At 53.0% G+C, this 21,713-nt stretch carries 15 protein-coding genes, 1 tRNA gene and 1 pseudogene; 10 read left to right on the forward strand and 7 right to left on the reverse strand.

Going from position 1 to position 21,713, the window contains the following annotated elements; translation table 11 throughout:
- The first annotated feature begins 115 nt into the window (after window positions 1-115).
- From ACR0DG_RS09965 to ACR0DG_RS09975, 3 genes are read left to right on the forward strand one after another with little or no spacing between them, the layout of a single operon-like run.
- Window positions 116-1,141, forward strand: a complete 1,026-nt coding sequence (locus ACR0DG_RS09965) for a glycosyltransferase family 2 protein (RefSeq protein WP_480697409.1) — start codon at window positions 116-118, stop codon at window positions 1,139-1,141.
- Between the two features lie 14 nt (window positions 1,142-1,155).
- Window positions 1,156-3,384, forward strand: coding sequence for a glycosyltransferase family protein (locus tag ACR0DG_RS09970; protein WP_480697411.1), 2,229 nt, complete (start codon window positions 1,156-1,158; stop codon window positions 3,382-3,384).
- A 7-nt stretch (window positions 3,385-3,391) separates the two neighbouring features.
- Window positions 3,392-3,784: a GtrA family protein gene (locus ACR0DG_RS09975; protein ID WP_480697413.1), complete on the forward strand. Its 393-nt coding sequence runs from the start codon at window positions 3,392-3,394 to the stop codon at window positions 3,782-3,784.
- Between the two features lie 775 nt (window positions 3,785-4,559).
- Here the strand turns inward: ACR0DG_RS09975 and ACR0DG_RS09980 are convergent.
- Window positions 4,560-5,267, reverse strand: a pseudogene (locus ACR0DG_RS09980) (IS6 family transposase).
- 51 nt (window positions 5,268-5,318) lie between these two features.
- On the opposite strand from ACR0DG_RS09980, the gene ACR0DG_RS09985 reads away from it, so the two are divergent.
- The 7 genes from ACR0DG_RS09985 to drt3b all read left to right on the forward strand — a co-directional run bounded on the left by ACR0DG_RS09985 (window position 5,319) and on the right by drt3b (window position 14,841).
- Entirely contained in the window at window positions 5,319-6,491 is a 1,173-nt protein-coding gene (locus ACR0DG_RS09985) for a recombinase family protein (protein WP_480697415.1), read from the forward strand.
- Between the two features lie 492 nt (window positions 6,492-6,983).
- Window positions 6,984-8,198, forward strand: coding sequence for a tyrosine-type recombinase/integrase (locus ACR0DG_RS09990; RefSeq protein ID WP_480697417.1), 1,215 nt, complete (start codon window positions 6,984-6,986; stop codon window positions 8,196-8,198).
- 323 nt (window positions 8,199-8,521) lie between these two features.
- Window positions 8,522-8,707 carry a helix-turn-helix transcriptional regulator gene (locus ACR0DG_RS09995; protein ID WP_480697419.1) on the forward strand — a complete coding sequence of 62 codons (186 nt, stop codon included), beginning with the start codon at window positions 8,522-8,524 and terminating at the stop codon, window positions 8,705-8,707.
- A 270-nt stretch (window positions 8,708-8,977) separates the two neighbouring features.
- Window positions 8,978-9,856: a DUF7146 domain-containing protein gene (locus tag ACR0DG_RS10000; RefSeq protein ID WP_480697421.1), complete on the forward strand. Its 879-nt coding sequence runs from the start codon at window positions 8,978-8,980 to the stop codon at window positions 9,854-9,856.
- Window positions 9,853-11,352, forward strand: a complete 1,500-nt coding sequence (locus ACR0DG_RS10005; protein ID WP_480697423.1) for a DUF3987 domain-containing protein — start codon at window positions 9,853-9,855, stop codon at window positions 11,350-11,352. Before ACR0DG_RS10000 ends, ACR0DG_RS10005 begins: the two co-directional genes overlap by 4 nt.
- Before the next feature lie 278 nt (window positions 11,353-11,630).
- On the forward strand, window positions 11,631-12,908 hold the full coding sequence (drt3a, locus tag ACR0DG_RS10010) for an antiviral reverse transcriptase Drt3a (protein ID WP_480697425.1): 1,278 nt from the start codon (window positions 11,631-11,633) through the stop codon (window positions 12,906-12,908).
- Window positions 12,901-14,841, forward strand: coding sequence for an antiviral reverse transcriptase Drt3b (drt3b, locus tag ACR0DG_RS10015; RefSeq protein ID WP_480697427.1), 1,941 nt, complete (start codon window positions 12,901-12,903; stop codon window positions 14,839-14,841). Before drt3a ends, drt3b begins: the two co-directional genes overlap by 8 nt.
- 340 nt (window positions 14,842-15,181) lie before the next feature.
- Here the strand turns inward: drt3b and ACR0DG_RS10020 are convergent.
- The 6 genes from ACR0DG_RS10020 to ACR0DG_RS10045 form a co-directional block, all read right to left on the reverse strand.
- Window positions 15,182-15,271: transfer RNA gene (locus tag ACR0DG_RS10020), tRNA-Ser, on the reverse strand.
- A gap of 91 nt (window positions 15,272-15,362) precedes the next feature.
- Window positions 15,363-17,792 (reverse strand): DUF3772 domain-containing protein, encoded by a 2,430-nt coding sequence (locus ACR0DG_RS10025; RefSeq protein ID WP_480697428.1) that lies wholly within the window; start codon window positions 17,790-17,792, stop codon window positions 15,363-15,365.
- On the reverse strand, window positions 17,792-18,826 hold the full coding sequence (locus ACR0DG_RS10030) for a cysteine synthase A (RefSeq protein WP_480697430.1): 1,035 nt from the start codon (window positions 18,824-18,826) through the stop codon (window positions 17,792-17,794). The genes ACR0DG_RS10025 and ACR0DG_RS10030 overlap by 1 nt, the downstream gene beginning before the upstream one ends.
- A 69-nt stretch (window positions 18,827-18,895) precedes the next feature.
- Window positions 18,896-20,011 (reverse strand): NUDIX domain-containing protein, encoded by a 1,116-nt coding sequence (locus ACR0DG_RS10035; protein ID WP_480697432.1) that lies wholly within the window; start codon window positions 20,009-20,011, stop codon window positions 18,896-18,898.
- Window positions 20,012-20,037: 26 nt separating this feature from the next.
- On the reverse strand, window positions 20,038-20,478 hold the full coding sequence (locus ACR0DG_RS10040; protein ID WP_480697434.1) for a TrgA family protein: 441 nt from the start codon (window positions 20,476-20,478) through the stop codon (window positions 20,038-20,040).
- Window positions 20,479-20,494: 16 nt separating this feature from the next.
- Complete coding sequence (locus ACR0DG_RS10045) at window positions 20,495-21,703, reverse strand: class I SAM-dependent methyltransferase (protein WP_480697436.1); 1,209 nt, start codon at window positions 21,701-21,703, stop codon at window positions 20,495-20,497.
- Window positions 21,704-21,713: the final 10 nt, after the last annotated feature.

Genomic DNA, 21,713 nt, shown 5'->3' on the forward strand with positions numbered 1-21,713 from the left:
CACGTGATGTTGAGAGAGCTTGAGCGCCCATTGTTCGACTCTGCAAGTTCAATCATTTATCCGCAAATACAGGGTCTTCCAAGAAAACAACTCAAGTACTCAATCGGGGGTTCAAATGACATTCAGCTCTGAGATTTCCCGGTTCGGCCCAGCGGCGGCCCCGCCGGTTCTTTCGATCATTGTCCCTATGTTCAATGAGGCCAAGAACGTTGATCAGTTGTTGGACCGACTGGTTCAAGTGGTCAGCGAGACCGAGCCGCGATACGAGATCATCCTGATTGACGATGGCAGCCGTGACGACACTGCCGCCCGTATACTTGAGGCGGCCGAGAAGAACGACAGGATAAAGTGCCTAGTATTCAGCCGGAACTTCGGCAAGGAAGCTGCGCTGAATGCCGGGCTGACCCATGCCTCGGGTCAGGCAGTCATCCAGATTGATGCCGATCTTCAGCACCCGCCCGAAATCATCCAGAACTTTTGTGCCGAATGGAAAAACGGGGCCGAGCTTGTCTATGGGCAGCGCACGTCCCGCGATGGTGACGGCCCCCTGCGCAGCTTTATGACACGCAGTTTCTACAGGTTATTTTCCGCGGTCTCGGATGTGAAATTGATGAAAGGGCTCGGGGACTTCCTGCTGATGGACCGCAAGGTGGTTGATGCGCTTTTGTCCTTACCGGAACGAGAGCGGTTCACCAAAGGACTGTATGCATGGGTTGGCTACAAGCGTGTTGCCGTCCCGTTCGAAGTCGCCCCCCGCGCCGAGGGTCAATCCGCCTGGAGCATCCTGCGGCTGTATCTGTTCGCACTCGGGGCCATCACTTCTTTTTCAACGGTACCGTTGAAGATCTGGACATATGTCGGACTGTTCCTCGCGATCCCGTCCTTTGCTTACGGAGGGTTCATCTTTGCCAAAACGTTGATCTTTGGCATCGACCTTCCGGGCTACGCGTCTTTGATGGTGGCCATCTGCTTCTTCTCGGGCATTCAACTGCTAGGCTTGGGCATCATCGGCGATTACCTGGGGCGGGTCTTGCAAGAGGTAAAACAACGTCCGCTCTATCTGATCAGCACCAAACGTGGTTTTGATCAGACCCGGTCTCGCGACCTTGAGGTTGCCGAAATCAAACAGCTGTCCTCCTGACCCGGGCCCTGTTCATGCTGTCCAAAGACCAACGTAATTCGGCCTGCTGCCTGCTGGCCATCACCGTGATCTGGCTCGCGTTCTGCTGGCCCTGGTTTCTGGATGGTCGGATCATCCCCTACGATGCGAAAAACCACTTCTATCCGATGATCCGGTTCGTTGCTGACGCTTGGCATTCCGGCAGCAGCTTTGATTGGAGCCCACATCACTACGGCGGCTTTCCAATGATCGCCGACCCGCAATCGGCGATCTGGACCCCGACCTTCTGGATTCCCATCCTGATCAGCCCTGCGCCCAGTATGCATCTAGTAGATGCAGTGCATCTGCTGCATCTGCTGATCGGCGCGTTTGCCATTTTCGGGTTCGGCAAGGTCAGCGGATGGCGGTGGGAGGCTTCATTGATCGCCGCGTTGGTCTACATGATGGCCGGACCCTCCAGCCTGCGGCTGGAACATATGTTGATGACCGTCAGTTACATGTGGCTGGCCGTAGCGCTCTGGCGGCTCAAGGCCGTGCTGGTTTATGGCAGCGTCTGGAGGGGATTGACCTTTGGCATCGCCTTGGCGCTTGTGTTGATTGACCGCAATCACGTGGCCTATCTGGGGGCGTGGCTGCTATTCGTCTATTGGTTGGCCGCTATGTTCTACGATTTTAGGCACCAGCGTCCCGGGGCCATGCGGAAGATCCATCTGCCTGTCGCAATTGGCGGAACTGTGTCCCTGCTGCTGATTGCGGTACCCGTGATATTGCTGTTGCAACTGGCCAACGACAGCAACCGGCCCGAATTCTCCTATCTGCAGGCAAGCTGGCAATCGCTACATCCCGCAGCGCTGTTTACCTTCATACTGCCCGAGTATTTTGGATCTCTGCGATTGGACGGAGGTAAGTATTGGGGACCGACCAGCCAAATCTGGGGCGAACAAGGGCTAAAGATCCATCGCGGGATGCTGCACATGTATTGCGGCATGGTGCCTTTGGTGGCGATCGTCTGGTTTGGCATCCTCAAACGCCAGCTTTTCGCAAAAGAGGCTCGGTTCTTCGCGATCGCCTGCTTGGTTTGTGCCATCTATGCGCTTGGTCGCTACACACCGGTTTTTCGCGTCTTCTATGACGCAATTCCCGGCGTGGATCTGTTTCGCCGCCCCTCAGACGCCTTGTTCATCTTTGGGTTCTCACTGGCCCTGCTGACCGGCGCCTTGATCCAAAAAGGTCTGCTGCTACGCCTGACCCATCGCAATTGGCTGCTGGCTCTGCTGGTCCCAATTGCCCTGCTGGCCCTGTTTGGCCGGATGTTTGGGTTGGCGCTCAGCTATGAGCGGCTAGCAGATTTTGCCAACAGCCTAATTGTTCCGGGGGCTATTGTTGCGGCCAGCGTTGTCGCGATTGTCTTCGCGCAGCGTGTTGGACGGCCAAGCCAGATGGCGCTTGTCGCACTCGTGGGCATTGTGGCGGCAGATCTCGTCTTTCACTCGTCCAACACCCGCATGAACGCCCGTCAGCCCGAGGCATACCAGGTCCTCGAACAGCCCGGTGATCATCCGATCTTTGCGCAAGTACTGCCCCTGTTGTCGAAGACAGACCCGCTCGGCGTGCCCTGGCGCACCGAGATTATCGGGTTGGGTCCTGTGGTCCAGAACCTGCCGCAAGTGGTCCAGTCCCAGGGACTTTTGGGTTACAACCCACTACGCCTTTCTGGATTCGAGCAACATATAGCGCCGGACATGCAAAATAACGCCAGCACCAAACGCCGCTTTGGCGACAAAATGACGGGTTATGATAGCGAAATGGCAAAACAGCTTGGCCTGCGCTATGTCGTCAGCGGCGCGCCGCTGGATGAAATCGACCCCGGTTTCAGTGCCGACCACTTTACCCTTTTGGGCATGGCAAAGCACAAATGGCGCACGGCGTACTTCTATGAAAACACTCAAGCTCTGCCCCGTGCCGTTGTCCTCTCGGGCAATGGGTCTGGACTGGAACGCGAGATCTCGGTCAAAACCTACGAAAATTCCGAAGTCGAGATGGAGGTCGGTTCAGGCGACGCAGGAACGCTCGTTCTGCGCGATTTCTACTATCCGGGCTGGAGTGCCACTGTGAACGGACAGGTGGTTGAAATTGTAAAACATGACGATCTGTTTCGATCCGTTCCTATCCCCGCTGAGCAGAGCCAAGTTGTCTTCCGCTTTGATCCGCTGACACGTGACAACCTGCTCGGTGCGATTGCGGGCTTAGCCTCGACAAGATGAGGTCAGCATGGGCATGAGGCAAACATCCATACTACGCCAGTTCGCCACTTTTTTTAGTGTCGGCGCGATTGCAACAATCTGCCACTATGCGGTTTTGTTCAGTCTGGTCGAAGCGGCCCGGGTACAACCGGTCACAGCGTCCCTGTTCGGAGCGCTTGTCGGTGCCATCGTCAGCTATGTCCTGAACAGAAACATCACTTTCCAATCAACCGCCCAGCACCGCAAAACCGCGCCAAAATTCTTTTTCACCGCGTTTCTGGCTGTCGTGCTGAATACGGTTCTAATGGCATTTCTAACGCTTTCTCTGCGACTGCCCTATCCAATCGCTCAGGTTCTGACAACGGGGCTGTTGTTAATCGTCACCTTTGGGCTGAATAAGCTATGGTCTTTTAAGAATTGACCATCCGTGCTGCAATTGCTGAACGGATGGATCGTCATTATTTGCTCGTGGCGACGTTGAAGCAAACCGTTAGCTTTGTGCTTAGGATTGGGCAGCAAGGGAAAAACAAAGTGCAATAGTCTTTTTTGAGGTGCCGTAGCATCGGTTGCAAAATTTTGGTCGTTGAAATTCATTAGTTCAATGCGTGGTAGGCGAAAAGCTTTGTCCGACGGATGTTGTCCGGCGCACTGAGTACTTCAATATCAGAACAGCGTTTCTTACCGAGCCCCAGGAGATATCATGGCCGAGCGATGCATATTGGTCGATGAAACGACGCTATACGTATCTTTTGTAGTCTTTGGAGAACGGCGGCCGGTTCAAACGAATGCACTGCAGCTAGGTGGCCAGTTCTGCGCATTGCCGAAACGGACAGAGCTCCGACGTGAAATGATGTTTGTGGATCATGTTTGGGAGTTCGCTGCGTTCAAGGTTACAGTCGCTGCTATCCAGGCTTTGAACCCCAGTACCGGTCGCGTGCGGGGCTTTACGAGACAATGGTCCCGATCGAGGATATTGTTCAAGTATTTTCGCCAAACAACTTAGACTGGGTTTGGGAAACCAAACCACGAAACTATCCTGAACAAAGTTGTCGCCACTCGCTAAGTGCGGCGGTGCGTGTTAGTTTGAAGTTGTCTCGACTGACGAAAAATCCTTGCTAATTGAAGTAATTATATAACGAAAACGGTGCTGTCAGACGTATTCGAACTCGTCTCTGTTAGGCCAGTGAGGCTGTCCTTTATCCCCCGTCAAGTTCGCGCCACTCGGTAAGAACCGCGGCGTGTATCAGCTTGAAGGTGTCTCTGTTTGCGATTGATCTTTCCTGGTTGAAATGATTGTAGACGGAGGAATGGACGGAGGCGAATTTCTGCAAACTTCGGATGCGTCTGAAACGTTGCATGGCGCGTTCTCTTCATCGGAACGGAATATGCGAGTTCTCAACGCGGTTGTTGAGCCACCTGCCCGTACGCTGTTTGTCCACCGCGCCTATTTCTCGGAGCGCCGTCTTATAGGATGCAAAACGGCCGGCCACGATCTCATTTGCGCAACCATGGCGCTTCATCAATTTATTTAGAAATTTCAATGATTTAGATTTGTTTCGTCGTTTCCTGACGACAGCTTCGAGCACCTCACCTTCGTGATCGACCGCGCGTCAAAGATAGTGTCTCTTGCCGTTCACCTTTACGAAAACCTCATCCACATGCCACTTCCATTTCGAGAATGCGCGAAGTTGTTGGACGCGTTTTCTTCGGATCTCCGCAGCAAACACCGGGCCGAACCTATTCCACCAATATCGGACGGTTTCATGGCTGACATCGATGCCGCGTTCGTGAAGTAAGTCTTCGACATTACGCAAGGAAAGCGGGAATCGGATGTACAGCATTACCGCCAGGCAGATGATCTCGGGACTGGTTTTGAAGTACTTGAAGGAGGCAGGTTTGGTCATTGCCAGAAACTTCGCGACCGCCCTGCCCCGCTCAAGCAGAGTTAATCTGACATGACCCGCGAGGTCACTAGGGAGCGCATCCGCGACAAGATCGCGGCCTCCAAAAAGAAAGGCATGTGGATGGGCGGCGGTCTGCCACTGGGATACGATGCGCCTGATCCCGGAAGCCGTAGTCTGAAGGTCAACCCAGAAGAAACAGATACCGTACGGCACATTTTCGAGACCTATCTCGCGCTTGGCTTTGTCCACAAGTTGGAAAGCACCCTGTACAAAGCAGGCATCAGATCGAAGCGCTATGTAACCAGCGCCGGCAAGGTCCGCGGCGATCAGGTCTTCAGCCGTGGCGCGTTGTTTCACCTGCTGCGCAACCGCACCTATCTTGGCGAGACCGTGCACGAGGACAAAAGCTATCCTGTCCAACACGCGGCGATCATCGATCCCGTTTTGTTCGGTGTCGTGCAGCAGCAGCTCGACAGGAACTCGGTCCGCCGCCGCGCGACACGACAACAGGTGGTCAGATCTCCACTGGCGGGACGCATCTTCGACCCGCACGGTCGTCCCATGACACCCACGTTCTCTAACGGCCGGCATGGCAAACTTTACCGCTACTATCTGGCAAATTCTGTGAAGCATCACGACGGAGACGATGCCACACCGCTTATGCGGGTGTCCTCGGAGAAGCTCGAAGGCGCGCTCGCCGATGCCTTGCGGCGTTTGATGCCCGAACAAGTTGAAGTCAAACTATCTCTCATCAAACGCATCGACGTGCAATCGGATCGCGTGACTCTATGGCTTGGACGACGATACATCGATCAAATCCGTGAAAAGCTGCAACCGGATAAGGATGTCTGTGAAGATGCGGCGCATCCAAAATGGGTCAGACTGTCACTACCCATCTGCGTCGGCAGCAAAGACGGCGCGCCACAGATCATCCTTGCGTATACACCTGTCAGCCGCCCGGATCCGGTGCTTGTCAAAGCCCTGCGCGATGCGCACGCAATGCTGGAGCGCGACAGCAAAGGCATGCCCTGGTTCGACGATGCTTCCAAAGACTGCTACCGACGAACGCTGATCCGCCCCGCCTTTCTGGCACCGGAGTTGCAAAATGTCATCTTCGAAGGACGCCATATCACAAAGTTCACGCTGGCGCGTCTGCTGAGTTTCGACATACCCTTAAGCTGGGCAGAGCAAAAGCAGCTGCTGGCGCAATATTTGATCGACTGAAGCTGCGCTGGCGCTACCCGCTAAATTGACCAAAAACCCCGTTTCACGGTCTCAATCACGCCAAGTCACGGGTTAAACGCCCAGTTAATAGGCCCAAACTCACCTGTTATTTACCTGAATTGGCAAAAAATTCCCCGATATTGCCCAAACCGGACCTTGCATCAAACGCGCAGAGACAGACCGTCAAAATGGCGCGCGTGTCTCCGGGTTTCGGGGAAGTTGTTGGCGCAGAACAACGGATTGAGGCCCAAAAGCCAGCCTGTTTCGGGGGCTTGCCAGTTAGCCTGTCGCCAGAGACCGGTGGTGAGGGTTGGTGGCGGAGAGACAGGCAGCCATTTGATGATCCGATGAAATCCTCTTCATACCAATAAGATATTTTTTTTAAACAATAATTCCATGTTTTAGCATCCGATATGGTCTTGTATGTTCCGGTAAAATCCAGCATCTATTGGGGGATAAAATGATGGATAAAAACACGGAACGAACAGACTTATGGCAACAGGAAAAGCCCTCACGGCAACCTTTGTGAAGAACATTGCCAAGCCAGGAAAATACTTCGACAAAAGCCGTTACGGCTTATTTCTAAGAATAGATAAAGATGGCCGCAAGTATTGGGTGCAGCGGATCACAATCTCTGGCAAGCGGCGAGAAATTGGCCTTGGAAACTACCCCCTGGTCACATTGTCGATGGCGCGGGAACAAGCGGTAGAGAACAAACGCAAGGCGTATCTAGGCGGCGATCCTCTGGCCGACAAACGCAAAGCCAAAATGGACACAGACTTTGCCAGCGTTGTCGAAAAGTACCTTGAGGCCAAGCTCGCGGAATTCCGTAGCGAGAAACACAAGAAGCAATGGCGCGCGACATTGGACACCTACGCGATACCAGTGATCGGCCATAGGTCAGTGGCAGCTATCCAGCTCACCGACATTGTCTCGGTTCTCAAACCGATCTGGGAAGAGAAGACTGAAACCGCCAGCCGCCTACGCGGGCGCATCGAAAAGGTCTTGTCCTGGGCAACCGTAAACGAATTGCGCTTTGGCGACAATCCGGCGCGGTGGAAAGGCAACTTGTCTGAAGTCCTGCCTAAGCCAAGTAAGGTCACGACCGTGAAGCACCACCCTGCGCTAGCGCAGAATGACACCGGGCGCTGGTGGGCTGACCTTTCAAGCCGGGACGGTATGTCGATCAAGGCGCTACAATTTGCGGCTCTGACGGTCTCGCGATCCGGCGAAGTAAGAGGCATGGTCTGGGATGAAGTCGACTTTGAGGCGGGTCACTGGACCATACCGGCGGCGCGTATGAAAGCGCGGCGGCAGCATCGCGTTCCGCTAACCCCTTCCATGATTGCTATGCTGAAAGAGCTTCCTCGGCTCGAAGGCTCGCCCTACATGTTCTTTGGAGCCAAGGGCGGCATGCTTTCAGATATGGCGTTGTCTTCCGTCATGCGGAAGATGCACAAGGCTGACCTCGCAAAAGAAGGCCCTGGCTATTTTGACGCCAAAAGCGGATCACCTGCCGTTCCGCATGGGCTACGCTCCACCTTCCGCGATTGGGCGGCTGAGGAAGGTTACGATCACCACATGGCGGAACTGGCACTTGCGCATAATGTAGACAGTATGGTTGTGCGCGCCTACCGCAGAACGGATGCCTTGGAGCGCCGCCGTAAGATGATGGTTGCCTGGGAAAAATTCTTGAAAAAAGAATAGTGAAAAATCAGCCACTTAGAATTTCCGTCCAAAAAAACTGCATTTTCCTTGATTTTCCTACCTAGTCCCCCACGACACCAAACAAGTAATTGAAACAAAAAGGTTTTACCCTCTCTTCGAGAGCCTGTTGGCAGGTGTTTTTTGCTGTGCTTATTCGGACTTACGCGGCGCTTACTGGCAGTTAGCGCTTCGTGTCGGCCCCGATGCGCCAACACCGGAACCGACGGAAAGTTAGGAATTAGAGCAATCCCTGCCTTTCTCGATACTGCCGACAACGGTTCGCGTCAAAAGAAATGGCGCGGCGCTCGAATAGGCAAATTGAAATGCAAGACAAAATCTATCGCAGGCCAGACGTAGAATCCCTGGTGGGTCTTTCCCGGTCTACCATCTACGCCATGATTGCCGACGGAACGTTCCCAAAGCCGATCAAGCTTGGGAAGCGCGCTGTGGGCTGGCGTCAGTCTGATGTTTTGACCTGGCTGGAAAGCCGCTCAAGCGAGGCGGCATGAACCCATGACAAAGCATCACGAAACATCGGCGAACTACGAACGTGTACTGTTTAACCTTGATCGCTATCGCGTCGCGGTTTGCAAAGATGACCTTCAGTGGCTCTTTCAACAGCGTGTAACGGTTAAAACCTGTGCTGGAGCTCGGTGGCGCAACTTGGGCTACTGCACCACCCGAAACGCCCTTTTGCGGTTCCAGCACAGGTTTCTGGGCGTCTCATCGCCCGAACTTGCCGCGCTCCCGGAGTGCTTTAAGGCGGGAGGCTGGAATTAATGGATGCTGAAACCATCACGCGCGCCCTAGGTGGACGCTGGACCGGGCGTTCTGGGACGGCTTGTTGTCCTGCCCATGAAGACCACTCGCCGAGCTTGAGCATCGCAAACGGGCATTCAGGTCAGCTTTTGCTGACTTGTCATGCCGGGTGCAGCTTTGTGAGTGTTCTGGATGCACTCAAAGGGATGGGTTTGGCAGGCGGTATCGTCGGTAATTCGCCAATCGGCAGCGATGTTTTGAACAAGCATCGTGAAAACGAACACCGCCACATGCAACGCCTTGCAGAAATCGCGCGCAATCTCTGGCAGGAAACCAAGCCCATACAAGGCACACTGGCTGAAACCTATCTACGCAAACGGGGTATTACCTGCGCATTGCCCGCAAGCCTTCGCTTTCACGGCGATTGCTGGCATCCGGCGGCCAAAAGGCTGCCCGCGCTTGTCGGCAAAGTGACGGGTAGCGGATCGGATGCTGTGCATCGAACCTACCTAAGCCAAGATGGCACAGGCAAATCCCAGTATACCCCGTGTAAGGCCATGCTCGGCACGACAAAAGGTGGCGCGGTTCGGCTTACCCATACCCCGGGTAGGCTTGTGGTAACAGAAGGCATCGAAACCGGGTTGTCGCTGCTTTCCGGCCTGCTGGATGGACCCATAGAGGTTTGGGCGGCGCTGAGCGCCAGCGGAATGAAATCCCTGAACCTGCCGGATCATCCTGGCGAATTGGTGATTGCGTCGGATGGCGATGCGGTTGGCAACGCAGCAGCGCAAGTGCTGGCTCATCGTGCCTATGCCTTGGGTTGGCGTGTCTCATTGCTGCCTGCACCTGACGGCACCGACTGGAACGACGTGCTGACGGGAAAGGCAAAAGCGCAATGACAATCCATCCGAAAGAAGAGAGTTTTGCGCCGGATTGGCCGGAGCCGGCATCGCGGTTCTCGCGGGATGAACGCACCGCAGCGCCTAGGCTGCCTCTGGAAGAGGTCTTTGGACCAAAATGGGCGCAATGGATCACGGTTGCCGCTGAGGCAAAGTCATCGCCGCCGGACTACATCGTGGCCGCTCTGTTGGCAGTCGCCGGTTCATTAATTGGAAACACCCGTTGGGCGTCTCCCTGGGCAGGCTGGTCGGAACCACCAATTTTATGGACGATGGTAATCGGCTTGCCGTCTAGCGGCAAATCTCCTGGTTTGGATGCTGTTCTGACGCCGCTGCGCAAGGCTGAGCGGGAACTCCGCAAGAGTGCCGAGGGAGAGCTTGCCCAATGGCGTGAGGGGGCAGAGATTGCCAAGATTGCGGAAAGCACTTGGAAAGAAGCCACCAAGGCCGCGATCAAAGACGGGTCCACGCCGCCGGAACGACCTGATGCGGCTAATCCTGGTCAAGAACCGTTTCTACCGCGTCTGTGCGTAGCTGACGGCACCGTTGAGCGGTTGGCTGTGATCCTGGAGAAGCAGGCGCGCGGCACTTTGGCAGCGCGGGATGAGTTGGCGGGTTGGCTGCAAGGCATGACACGCTACTCCGGCGGTGGTTCGGATCGGCCTTTCTGGCTCGAAGCTTATGGTGGTCGCGCGTATACGGTCGAACGCATGGGGCGTGATCCCGTATACATAGACCGGCTCTCCATTGGCGTGGTGGGTGGTATCCAGCCAGACAAATTGAACGGCTTGCTGATCAACTCTGACGATGACGGCCTGTTGGCGCGGTTAATACCGATCTGGCCGGACCCCGTTCCGATACAGCGCCCGCAATCCATTCCTGATGATGCGTTTATTGATCGGGCGCTCACCAGGCTCCTATCCCTACGTATGGTAACGGATGAATTCGACGTGACCCGGCCTTGGCTCATTCCGTTTACGGAAGAAGCCCGCGACCACCTCGATACGTTACGTAGCTACGTAAGGGACTTGGAGGCAAAAGCAGACGGATTGTTGCTCTCGTATATAGGTAAGCTCTCTGGCATGACTATTCGGCTTGCCCTGGTGTTGTCTTATCTCGATTGGGCATCGGGGATCGAAGATGAGGCGCACCAAGTCACGGCAGCGGATTTTGAGCGGGCAGCGTTGTTTGTCACATCCTACGCTTTGCCAATGGCGCAGCGTGCTTATGCAAGGGCGTCGCTGTCCAAGACCGAGCGGGCTGCACGGCGTTTGGTGGCTGTAATCCGCGAGCAAGCCTGGGACCGCTTTACATCTCGCGAGGTTCTGCGCTTGGACCGGTCGGGATTGGCAACAGCGGGTGAATTAAACCCAGTCCTCAAGATGTTGGAAGAAGGCGATATTATCCGATTGGTGGAGCAACCTTCAGGCACAACGGGTGGGCGACGTTCTCGACTCTACATAGTCAATCCGATGATCCAGTTGGCGAAACAGTGAACAGCCTCATGACAAAACCGACAAAACTGACAGAACTCACACTTGTACGGGTTTTGTCGGTTTTGTCGGTTTTGTCGACCAAATAATTTGCGAGAATTCGTATCAAAACACTGTCTTCAGTGCGTGACACCTTTTAGTTGCACATCTGAACCACTTGGCTATGAGTGGAGGTACTTAACAAACATAAGACGCCGTTCGCTGTAAGCCTTCACGATGTCGTGTAAATACCATAGTGAAAGCATGTAAAAGTAAGTCCATTAACACGATGAGAAGTACTATTGATTCCCTCGCCGTATTCTGAAGACGCACTTAAAGGTTGTTTTCGTGTTGGCGATTCTAGCCGTTGGAAAGTCGACTTAGATAATGATCTTCAAGCTATCTCGGTGACTGCGGCACACAACGCGTCCGCTGTGCCACCGATACTAACCTTACAATCAAAGACAAGTAAATCTGGCGTTGTTCATTACTTTGCCGGTGATATTGAAACTGACTTGATTCTGCGTGCAACCTACCGTCGCCTTGCTCAACAATATGACCTCAGGCTTCCTAACCGAGACGCGATAACATCGGGTATTCTAGAAGCAGTGAGTGAGGGCAGTCCCTACACCGTCACCAGGTGCGACATCCGATCTTTCTATGAAAGTACAGACGCACGCCCGCTATTGAGCAGCATAGTTTCTGATACTAGAACAGACGCCAGCTTAAGAAACGTGGTCAATTGGATTTTTGATCCTCACGGGGGAGGAGTATCACAGAACTCTGTTCCCCGTGGCCTGGCGTTGAGTACCGTGCTAGCTGAACTATCCTTGCGGGAGTTCGACAAAACTGTTCGAAAAATCTCAGGGGTGCATCGGTACTTTAGATTTGCTGACGATATTATCATCTTCTCTGTTCCAAACTTAAACCTGAGGGATAACCTGCAAAAGTTGTTGCCACATGGTTTGGAATTCAATGAAAAAACTCTTGAAGTATATGTGCAGGCAGAAAAACCGCCAAAACTAGGAGCGCCAACAAGTGAAGTTTTTGACTTTCTAGGTTACTCTATAGAAGCAAGTAACCACACCCAGTCCTTTAGGAGTCGCGAGTTTTCGGTTTCCGTTTCGAGTAAAAAACTCACGAAGCGTCGAACCAGAGTAATTCTTGCGCTAAAAGCGTTCCAAAAGAACAAAGATTCCGATCTTTTGGTAGACCGGTTGGTTTATCTAAGTTCCAACCATTCAGTCTACAAAACTAAACACTCGCGCGGTTCAACTCGGCAAAAGGTTCGCACAGGGATTTACTACAACTATCCAAAGTGCGGTTTCTATGCTCCCTCAAAGAAAGGAAAGCAAAAGACTGAACATCACGCATTTGAACTTGTAGCACTTGATGGATTTTTGAAAGCTCTACTGTTTGGGCCTAACAGTGAATTCTCAAAAGATATCGCCTCTTTGTCTGAAGCCTACAAGCTTAGGCTCAACAGAATATCCTTTGCCAGAGGTTACAAGAAACAGATAGTGCGTCGTTTCTCTCGCGCGCGCATGAAAGCAATGTATAGGGTTTGGGGCGATGAATGAACTAGACCAGCGGATGAGCGAACTCAGGGCGGTTCTAACCGAGACTTTACCATTCGAGCTACCTTTTGGGTTTACAAACGAGAATCTTTTTCTGTCTGAACTCAAAAAGGATGAATTGTCCGAAATCCAGCAAAAATATTTGAATGCCCTTAGATGGTCTAACAGCGACTACACCAAACCATATTTGTATAAGATTAATAGATCCCATCGCAGCAAAAACACTCTGGGCCTAATTCATCCCACGGTACAACTGAGAATGGCTGAGTTTTATTCCAATTTTGAGCAAACTTTCATACAGTCTTGCTCAAAAAGTACATTCTCGATCCGATATCCGTCTGAAGCCCTTCGCATCTATTCTAAGGGAAGCAGCAAGGACGTACGAAAGCGATGGTCGATGGCTCTACCGGAGGAAAAACCCGGTAAAGATATAAAAACTCCATATTCCGCTTCATTTTTTGGGTACCGAAAGTACCTTTTGTTGGACCGATTTTTTTCTTCAAACGAAATTGTGCGTCTAGAGGCAAGATATTCAAAACTTAGAATGCTTGACGTCTCTCGTTGCTTTTTTAACATCTATACACACTCCATTAGTTGGGCTTTGAAAGAAAAAGATTTTTCCAAACAGTACAGCCAAAAGTTTTCGTTCGAGCAGCAGTTCGACACTTTAATGCAGCACGCAAATTACAATGAAACGGCAGGAATACTGGTTGGGCCAGAAGTGTCTCGGATATTTGCCGAGATCATTCTACAGAGAATTGATGTTGAGCTTGAACATTTTTTAGAAGACCGGTTCGGATACGTAGCCGACAGACACTATACAATCAGAAGATACGTCGATGACTTTCATATCTTTGCAAACGAAACTGAAAAGCTCGATAGGATCGAAGCTTCGCTTGCCCAGCTACTCGAAAACTACAAACTGTTTTTGAATACGGAGAAATCTGAGACAATCGAAAGACCTTTCGTAACCGGCATTTCTCGCGTGAAGTTTGAAGTAGCAAGGGTATGCACCGACCTGAAAAATACCCTACTGGGCCTACTTTCGCACCCGGACGTTGATGATGGTCAGGCAGCGCGAAACCTGAGAAGTGGCGCACGAGCATCGCTCGATGCGCTCCGACACATTGGTGGTACAGAAAGAAAGCTACTGGCCAGCTCAATGTCGGAAGTTTTCCGAACACTTGGCCAAATCATCGAAGAACTGAAGCCCTTAACGCTTGATGACCTAGTCCCGGAGCAAAGAGAGGACTTTCTAAGCCGCGTGAAGGTTGTTGTTAGAGTGCTCTTCTATTTGCTTGCATTGGATTTCCGCGTGCCGCCCCTGATACGCGCCTCTCTTCTGATCAAGAGCGTTGTTTCGATGATGGACAAGTTTCCAGAATCTGACCGGAAGGCTACTCATGGGTACTTAGTTTATGAGTTGAGCGAGCTAATCGCGTCTAACTACGATGAACGAAACAGTGACTTTCCACTCGAGATTCTTAACGTCTTCATTCTGGGATTGATCGTTGACCCAGACGTTTTTGTTAGCCAGAAAAGTTGCGACAGAGTTCTGCAAAATGTCCTGATTGGGAAGCACCAGTGCTATTTTTCAGTTCTATGTGCTCTACACATCCTCAACTCTTGCTCGGAAATAAACCCCGATACTAAGGCTGCCTTTGTAGAGCGTATGAAAAATAGAATTCTCGCGCCAGAGTTTGAAATAAGGATGAGCTGCGAGAACTATCTAATTTTCTGCGATTTCCTCTCATGCCCTGCGATAGACAGGGACGTAAGATGGGACATCGTTTGTTCAAAAATCGGAATCAAGGGATTGAGCAAGCTAGCTTTCGACGAATTGGCCGAGTGTTTTCGCCACACAAACTGGACAAACGGTGGCGCGGGCTTTGAGATTGTAAAGCGAAGGTTGCCACCGGTGTACTTTTCAGGGTAGCGAGACAATGGCAACGAGGTTCTTGTGCTAGAGCGCCGAGACCGCTCCGGTGGTCGAGGTTGACGCAATTTCGCAAGAGAGAGCGGCACTACACACATGAGCGCGTTCCTCGTTGCCGCTATTCATGGATTTCTAATCAACGGTTCTCACTTAAATTTCGTTATTCCACCGGGTAATGCTGGATGCATCATTCCTGGCGGTCACGATTCAGCCTTTCCTTCTCCAACATTTCTAGCAACGAAAGTCTTCCGACAATTCTCATCGCCAGAGGGAGAAATTGGGGGATATCAATATCACCACGCTATTAAAGTAATTAAATTCAAACACTTACATGATAAAGTGGCGGAGAGACAGGGATTCGAACCCTGGAGACGGTTTCCCGCCTACACACTTTCCAGGCGTGCGCCTTCGACCACTCGGCCACCTCTCCGTGCGGGCGATATTTGGACTATCGCTTGGGGATTTGCAAGTCCCGAATATCGCGAAAATTCAACCGATTCCGATCCTGCCGAACAAACGGCTTAAACTTCGTCGCCGTCCCCGTCTGACAAGTCTGTCTCGGTCATCCGAGCAGGCTTTGTTGAGACAGTTGCAGCGCCTGATGTCCCGGTCTCTGGCTTAACAGCAGGGCCTGAGTCGCGCAGCGTTTCGGGATTGCGCAACCAGACATCGCGTTGTGCGAACGGGATTTCGATCCCTTCCTCAAGGAATCTGCGGTTGATTTCGTGATTCATGTCCGACTTTACAGACAGGACCCAATTCACATCTCGCAAAATTGCGCGGATTTCAAAATCCAGCGAGTCTGCGCCAAAGCCCTGAAACACCACGCTTGGTGCCGGATGCGCCAAAACCATGGGGTGGGCATTCGCGATCTCGCCCAGGATCTTTTCGATCCGTCGCGTATCAGTGCCGTAGGCCACGCCGACCGGAACGATGACCCTGCCAATTGTGTTTCCGCGGGTGTAGTTTGTCACAACCCCGCTGATCAGATCAGAGTTGGGAACGATAACGTCAGAACGGTCGAATGTTTCAATACGCGTCGAGCGAACCGAGATATCGGCCACATAGCCCATCATCCCGTTGACGTCGATCCAATCCCCCTTCGAGATCGGACGTTCGACCAGCAAGATGATTCCGGACACGAAATTCGAAACAATGGTCTGCAGGCCGAAACCGATACCAACCGACAAAGCACCGGCAACAATCGCCAACGACGACAGATCAAACCCGGCCACCATGATCGCCGACAACGCGGCAAGAAAAATCCCGACATAACCCGTGCCGGCAACAATCGCGTTCTGCCCACCGGGGTCAATCTTGGTCTTGGGTAGCAACGAGGTACGCAACCCGCTTTGGAGCATGCGGGTCAAACCGTAGCCGATGGCAAATATGACGAGGAACGTAAAGAAATTACTGGGTGAGATCGTTACGCCACCGATATCAAACCCAAGCAGCAGACGTGACCATGCCTCAAGCAAATCAGTCTGGCGCGCGCCCCAGTACAAAGCCAGAATAGGGAGCGCGAGGATGGCCATGCCAAAGCCGATCAAGACGGCGAAAAGCGAATCCTTGGCGGCCTCACCCTGCCCTGTGATCCAGCCATAGACCGATGTCAAAAACCGCTGGACGATCACCAATGCTGCAATCAGGACCAGCGTCTTGACCGCTGGATAAACGATGGCCTCGGCCGCGTTTGTATACCCGATAAGCGCCAGAATTGGGCTGGCGATCCCCAAAAAGAACAGCGCACGACGCAGGAATTCGACCAACTGGCTAAGCCCTGCCCCCCGAACTGTAGCCGACGGATCCTCTTCCTGCACAGGAACTTCTGTACTGCGCACCAAACGGACCCGCAGCAAAACCAATGCAGTGGCAATCGTGATTGGAAAGCCAACAACTGCGCGCGTCGCGTCTGAGATATTCTCGATTTGCTCGAACAGGTTGACCAGTTCGTGCAGGATCAGCAGGATCGCCAGTACATCCAGATAGACACGCAGTTCGGCCACACGTTTCGCCGTGAGGCGTTTGAACCCCTGCGCCTTTTGCAAAACATAGACTTGCCGACCAATCCAGTCGAAGTACAACAATATGGCCGCCCAATACGGCACGTTATCCATCAGGAGCGTACCGCGAAGGCCCAGAACCCCCGTCAAAACCACCGCCTCTACAAGCAGCCAAACGCCGACCCAAGGAAGGACAATCCGCAGCAATGAGGTCAGGAACGTCCAGACACCGCTACCTTGCCCGCCCCATTGACGTAGGTATTCGCCCGCCAGTTCGGACCAGCGCCGCCCATAGACAAGTAAAACCCCGGCGACGACGACTAAAAGAAAGATGCCCAGCCCACGGTCCCGCAGTCGCTCTCTTACGACGTCGGTCTGAAAGTTGCGGCGCGCTTCATTGAAAAGTGATCGCGCAGCCTCGGTCACATCAATCCAGGCAGGGTGCCAAAAGGTTGGATTAACCGGCGAAGGGCCACGCTCCAACAGCTCTTTGGTCTGGCGGTTGCGTAGAAGCTGATCAATCTCAGTGATTAGGCCGTTGGCGCGACTGAACGCTTCTTCGGAAATAATCTGCGGAACCTGAAGCGTATTCAGTTGCTCTTCAAGATGCGCACGCAGGGTTGCAATATCTGCCGGTTCGGTCGCATCGCCTTCGGGCTTGGGCCCAAGGGTTTGAATTTGCGCTTCAAGCGTTTGAATACGTTCAGTATTCGCCCCTCGCGCCCGATTAAAATCGTCGCGGTATTGGTGGATTTCGGCTCGCAGGTTTTCTAAAGACGCGTTTGACGCACGATTAGCCTCGATAACCGCTTCGGCACGATCCGCCGTCTTGATCCAGCCCTGGTAATACTCACTTTGCCTGTCGCTTAACTGAGCGGCTGCAGGACCGCCCAGGACTGCAAGACACAGCGTTAACAGTGCTAGGAACAGGCGAACCTGCTGCAGCATCACACGTCCTCAAAAACGCCGGGAATACCACGAGGCGCTTCTGTCATCCAATCCGGCACCGGCAGCTCTTTCTCGCGCAGGAATTCTGGATTGAACAATTTCGACTGATAACGCGTTCCGTAATCACAGAGGATCGTCACAATCGTATGGCCCGGCCCCAAATCCTTGGCCAGACGCACCGCGCCTGCCATGTTGATCGCGGTCGACCCACCCATGACCAGACCTTCCTCGCGTAGCAGATCAAAGATGTATGGCAGCGCTTCGTTGTCTGACATCTGGTAGGAAAAGTCCGGTTTGAACCCTTCGAGGTTCTTGGTGATGCGGACCTGACCGATTCCTTCCGCGATCGAGCTGCCTTCCATCGCGATTTCACCGGTAGTGTAATACGAGTACAGCCCCGCGCCCATTGGATCGACCAGACCGATTTTCACACCTTTGGGCTGTAACGCATCCGCGACCCCAGCCAGTGTTCCGCCCGAACCGACGGCGCAGACAAAGCCGTCAACCTTACCATCGGTCTGTTCCCAAATCTCGGGGCCCGTCGTCTCAACATGCGCTTGACGGTTGGCGACATTGTCAAACTGATTTGCCCAGATCGCACCGTTGGGTTCCGTTTGCGCCAGTTCCTCGGCCAGCCGACGCGAGTAATGCACAAAGTTATTGGGGTTGCGGTACGGAGCTGCTGGAACCTGAACAAGCTGCGCGCCAGCCAGGCGGAGCATGTCCTTCTTTTCTTCCGACTGCGTTTCCGGGATAACGATCACTGTCTTAAAGCCCATCGAGGCCCCAACCAGCGCAAGTCCGATACCGGTGTTGCCAGCCGTACCTTCGACAATCGTTCCGCCCGGTTTAAGATCGCCGCGCGCGATGGCGTCACGGATGATATAAAGCGCCGCGCGGTCCTTAACCGATTGACCGGGGTTCATGAACTCGGCCTTACCGAGAATCTCGCATCCGGTTTCCTCACTAATACGTTTCAACCGGATCAGCGGCGTTTTCCCGACTGCGTCGGCAAGGTCTCGTGCAATGCGCATGGCGCCCTCATTTCTTTAGGTATCAACGAAGATTTATAGATGCCGTGCGTCAACCACAAGCGGCGATCTTTACGCGCGCAGACGGTTCCGATGGCGCCCCAACCACTGAGCCAACGCAAGCAGGGGTAAGTCCTTGAAACCGTGTGAATCCACTTGGTCCATAAAGTCGACAAACGGCAGGATTTGAGTGCGAATATTCTCACCCTCAGAGGCCAGACCACCATTGTCAATTGTCCGGTTTAGATCTGCCAAACCAACATATAGGTACAGAAATTCTGTAGACGAACCACTGGATGGATACGCCGAACCAGCACTTTCCAACGCAAGCAAATTGACTTGAGCCTCTTCAAGCGTTTCCCGACGGGCCGCTTGCTTAGGAGTTTCCCCGGGATCAATCATTCCAGCGACAGGTTCCCACATCCAAGGTTCGGGATCGTCAGCCATAAAAACTGGGGCCCGGAACTGCTCAACCAAAAGAACGGCGTCGCGGATCGGATCATAGGGAAGAACAACCACAGCGCTGCCCTGCATTAAGCTGCTGCGATGCATGACGGGGCCCATAGAGCCGTCATACTGCCGGTGCTGGAAATCAATCGCTTCCATGCCAAAGTAGTCAACGCACTCATGAGACCGATCGTGCAGGATCACATCTTTGCTGATGTTTCGCGGATCGCCGGTCAATCGTTTTCGAGCGGCAATCTTCGCCCAAGCACGGGTTTCAATCGCGGGAAAACTACGCGCGATTTTCTTTCCATCGATCTTGCCAAAATAACCCATCACTTCTTGCGCGGCTGCCAGGCACATTTCGCCCCACTCGTCCACCCAATCCTGAAGTGACCAAGGTTCTTCGGGTTCCCACAGCCCGGGTTCGGGAAAGAAAACATTGGCTTTTACACGCACGCCGTCTGCCCGCTCGACAGCGAAAGGAGTGACATCATATTCAAAGCCTGCCTCGTAAAAGCTTAACCGCCGCAAGTCTTCCCCGCTTAGACCCTCTAGCAGTATGCCCTGTGCGCGGCCGTTTTCTTCGGCAACGATCATGGGGAACGCTTCATCTCTCACCGCGTATACCGCGTGGTCCGCTAGAAATGCTTCGGACATTTCCGCAACGGAAACCGGGCGGCCCAGTACCAACTCAAGCAGTGGAATATGGCGGAGCGTTCCGTAGAAAAACAAATCTGACACTAACACAACTTTCGAAACAACACGTGCTACCGCCAGCGACGGCTGGCTTCTTCAGTTGCGAGACCCGCAACCAGTGCACCAATGGCGAGCGTCCATAAAATGTCAGGCGTCAGCAATTGCTGTCCAAACTCAAGACCGATTTGCAATATCCCCAAAAGCGCCTCGAAGGGGCCATCGTAGCGGTGACGCATTGCCAGGCGGAACATCTCATAGCAACCTTGCACGAAAAGTCCCCAGAAAACCAAAGACAACATCCCGGTCAGGCCGTTATTAACGGCAGATGTCCACCCGCGGCCTGCCCGTTTTCCCATGATCTTCCAGCCGCATGCGAGGCCCAAGATCATGTTGACGTAGGTGAAGTACCCGTAGTCTTTGCCCTCTTCTCCGTTCTGGATCACCATGCTCGACACTATAAACGCCACAACCATCAGGCATATGGCGGCTACGAGTCGCGAGGCGGTGGGCATGGGGTGGGTCCGTTCATTACGTTGGTTTCGCTACAGTAATCTGTGTCACATCGCAATTACCGGTGTCAAAGGCTGCGCCGCAGGCGGTCAAATAATAATTCCACATGCGGCGGAAACGCTCATCAAATCCCAATTCCGAAATAACGTCCCATTTGTCGTTGAACGTTTCATACCAACGGCGCAGCGTCAGGTCATAACTTTTGCCAAATTCCTTGGACGTCACAACGTTCAAACCGCTTTTCTCCACCTGCTCCTTCAGCACGGAAGGCGCAGGAAGCATACCGCCGGGGAAGATATATTTCTGAATGAAATCAACGCCGTTACGGTACACATCCCACCTGTGATCCGCGACAGTGATGATCTGCAGAGTAGCCTGTGCCCCGGGTTTCAACCGGTCCCGTACTGTTTCGAAATACACTGGCCAGTATTTCTGACCAACGGCTTCAAACATTTCGATCGAGGCAATTCCGTCATACTGGCCGCGCTCGTCCCGATAATCTTGAAGCTTAAACTCGACCATGTCCGAAAGACCAGCTTTATCAATACGTTCCTGAGCGTACTTCAACTGTTCTTGGCTGATTGTCAAACCTGTGACCCTTAGGCCACGCTCTTTCGCAGCATATTCGGCAAACCCACCCCAGCCACAACCGATTTCAAGGATATGGTCACCGGGCTTCGCGCCCATTTCATCCACGAGACTGGCGTATTTGGCTGTCTGTGCTTTTTCCAGGCTTTCCTGTCCGGTTTCGAACAACGCGCTGGAATATGTCATCGTGTCATCAAGCCATAGGCCGTAAAATTCATTACCCAAATCATAATGATACGAGATGTTCTTCTTAGCCTGCTTACGACTATTTCCATTCAGCCAGAACCGAAGCCGTTCATACGCTTGGACGAGGAACTTGCCAGTAAAGTCGTCATACACAGTCTCTGTGCCAAGATGCACCAGATCCATAAAAGAACGAAGGTCAGGCGTGCTCCAATCACCCTCCAGATAGGCATCTGAAAAGCCTAGCTCGCCTTCACGGACCAATCGGGCAAAAACATCCGGGTTATGGATATCAACGCGGGCGACCGGTCCCGGTTTTGGACCTTCCGATCGGAAAATGCGCCCATCAGGCAAGGCTATGTCCAGCCGTCCGGATTCCATTTTATCCAGCATCTTCCGCACTTGCGTAAAATACCGTGGCAAGTCTTTCTGACCATCTGTCGTCGTAAGGATCATCCGCTCTCCC

The sequence above is a fragment of the Ruegeria sp. BG8 genome, from assembly GCF_056538325.1.

What these genes read in the sequence shown, in the direction of transcription:
- ACR0DG_RS10030 (WP_480697430.1), bottom strand. Translation starts at nt 18,826, where the DNA reads ATGCGCATTGCACGAGACCTTGCCGACGCAGTCGGGAAAACGCCGCTG.
- ACR0DG_RS10045 (WP_480697436.1), bottom strand. Translation starts at nt 21,703, where the DNA reads ATGATCCTTACGACGACAGATGGTCAGAAAGACTTGCCACGGTATTTT.
- ACR0DG_RS09995 (WP_480697419.1), top strand. Translation starts at nt 8,522, where the DNA reads ATGCAAGACAAAATCTATCGCAGGCCAGACGTAGAATCCCTGGTGGGT.
- ACR0DG_RS09970 (WP_480697411.1), top strand. Translation starts at nt 1,156, where the DNA reads ATGCTGTCCAAAGACCAACGTAATTCGGCCTGCTGCCTGCTGGCCATC.
- ACR0DG_RS10040 (WP_480697434.1), bottom strand. Translation starts at nt 20,478, where the DNA reads ATGCCCACCGCCTCGCGACTCGTAGCCGCCATATGCCTGATGGTTGTG.
- ACR0DG_RS09990 (WP_480697417.1), top strand. Translation starts at nt 6,984, where the DNA reads ATGGCAACAGGAAAAGCCCTCACGGCAACCTTTGTGAAGAACATTGCC.
- ACR0DG_RS09975 (WP_480697413.1), top strand. Translation starts at nt 3,392, where the DNA reads ATGGGCATGAGGCAAACATCCATACTACGCCAGTTCGCCACTTTTTTT.
- drt3b (WP_480697427.1), top strand. Translation starts at nt 12,901, where the DNA reads ATGAATGAACTAGACCAGCGGATGAGCGAACTCAGGGCGGTTCTAACC.
- ACR0DG_RS10005 (WP_480697423.1), top strand. Translation starts at nt 9,853, where the DNA reads ATGACAATCCATCCGAAAGAAGAGAGTTTTGCGCCGGATTGGCCGGAG.
- ACR0DG_RS10025 (WP_480697428.1), bottom strand. Translation starts at nt 17,792, where the DNA reads ATGCTGCAGCAGGTTCGCCTGTTCCTAGCACTGTTAACGCTGTGTCTT.
- ACR0DG_RS09965 (WP_480697409.1), top strand. Translation starts at nt 116, where the DNA reads ATGACATTCAGCTCTGAGATTTCCCGGTTCGGCCCAGCGGCGGCCCCG.
- ACR0DG_RS09985 (WP_480697415.1), top strand. Translation starts at nt 5,319, where the DNA reads ATGACCCGCGAGGTCACTAGGGAGCGCATCCGCGACAAGATCGCGGCC.
- ACR0DG_RS10000 (WP_480697421.1), top strand. Translation starts at nt 8,978, where the DNA reads ATGGATGCTGAAACCATCACGCGCGCCCTAGGTGGACGCTGGACCGGG.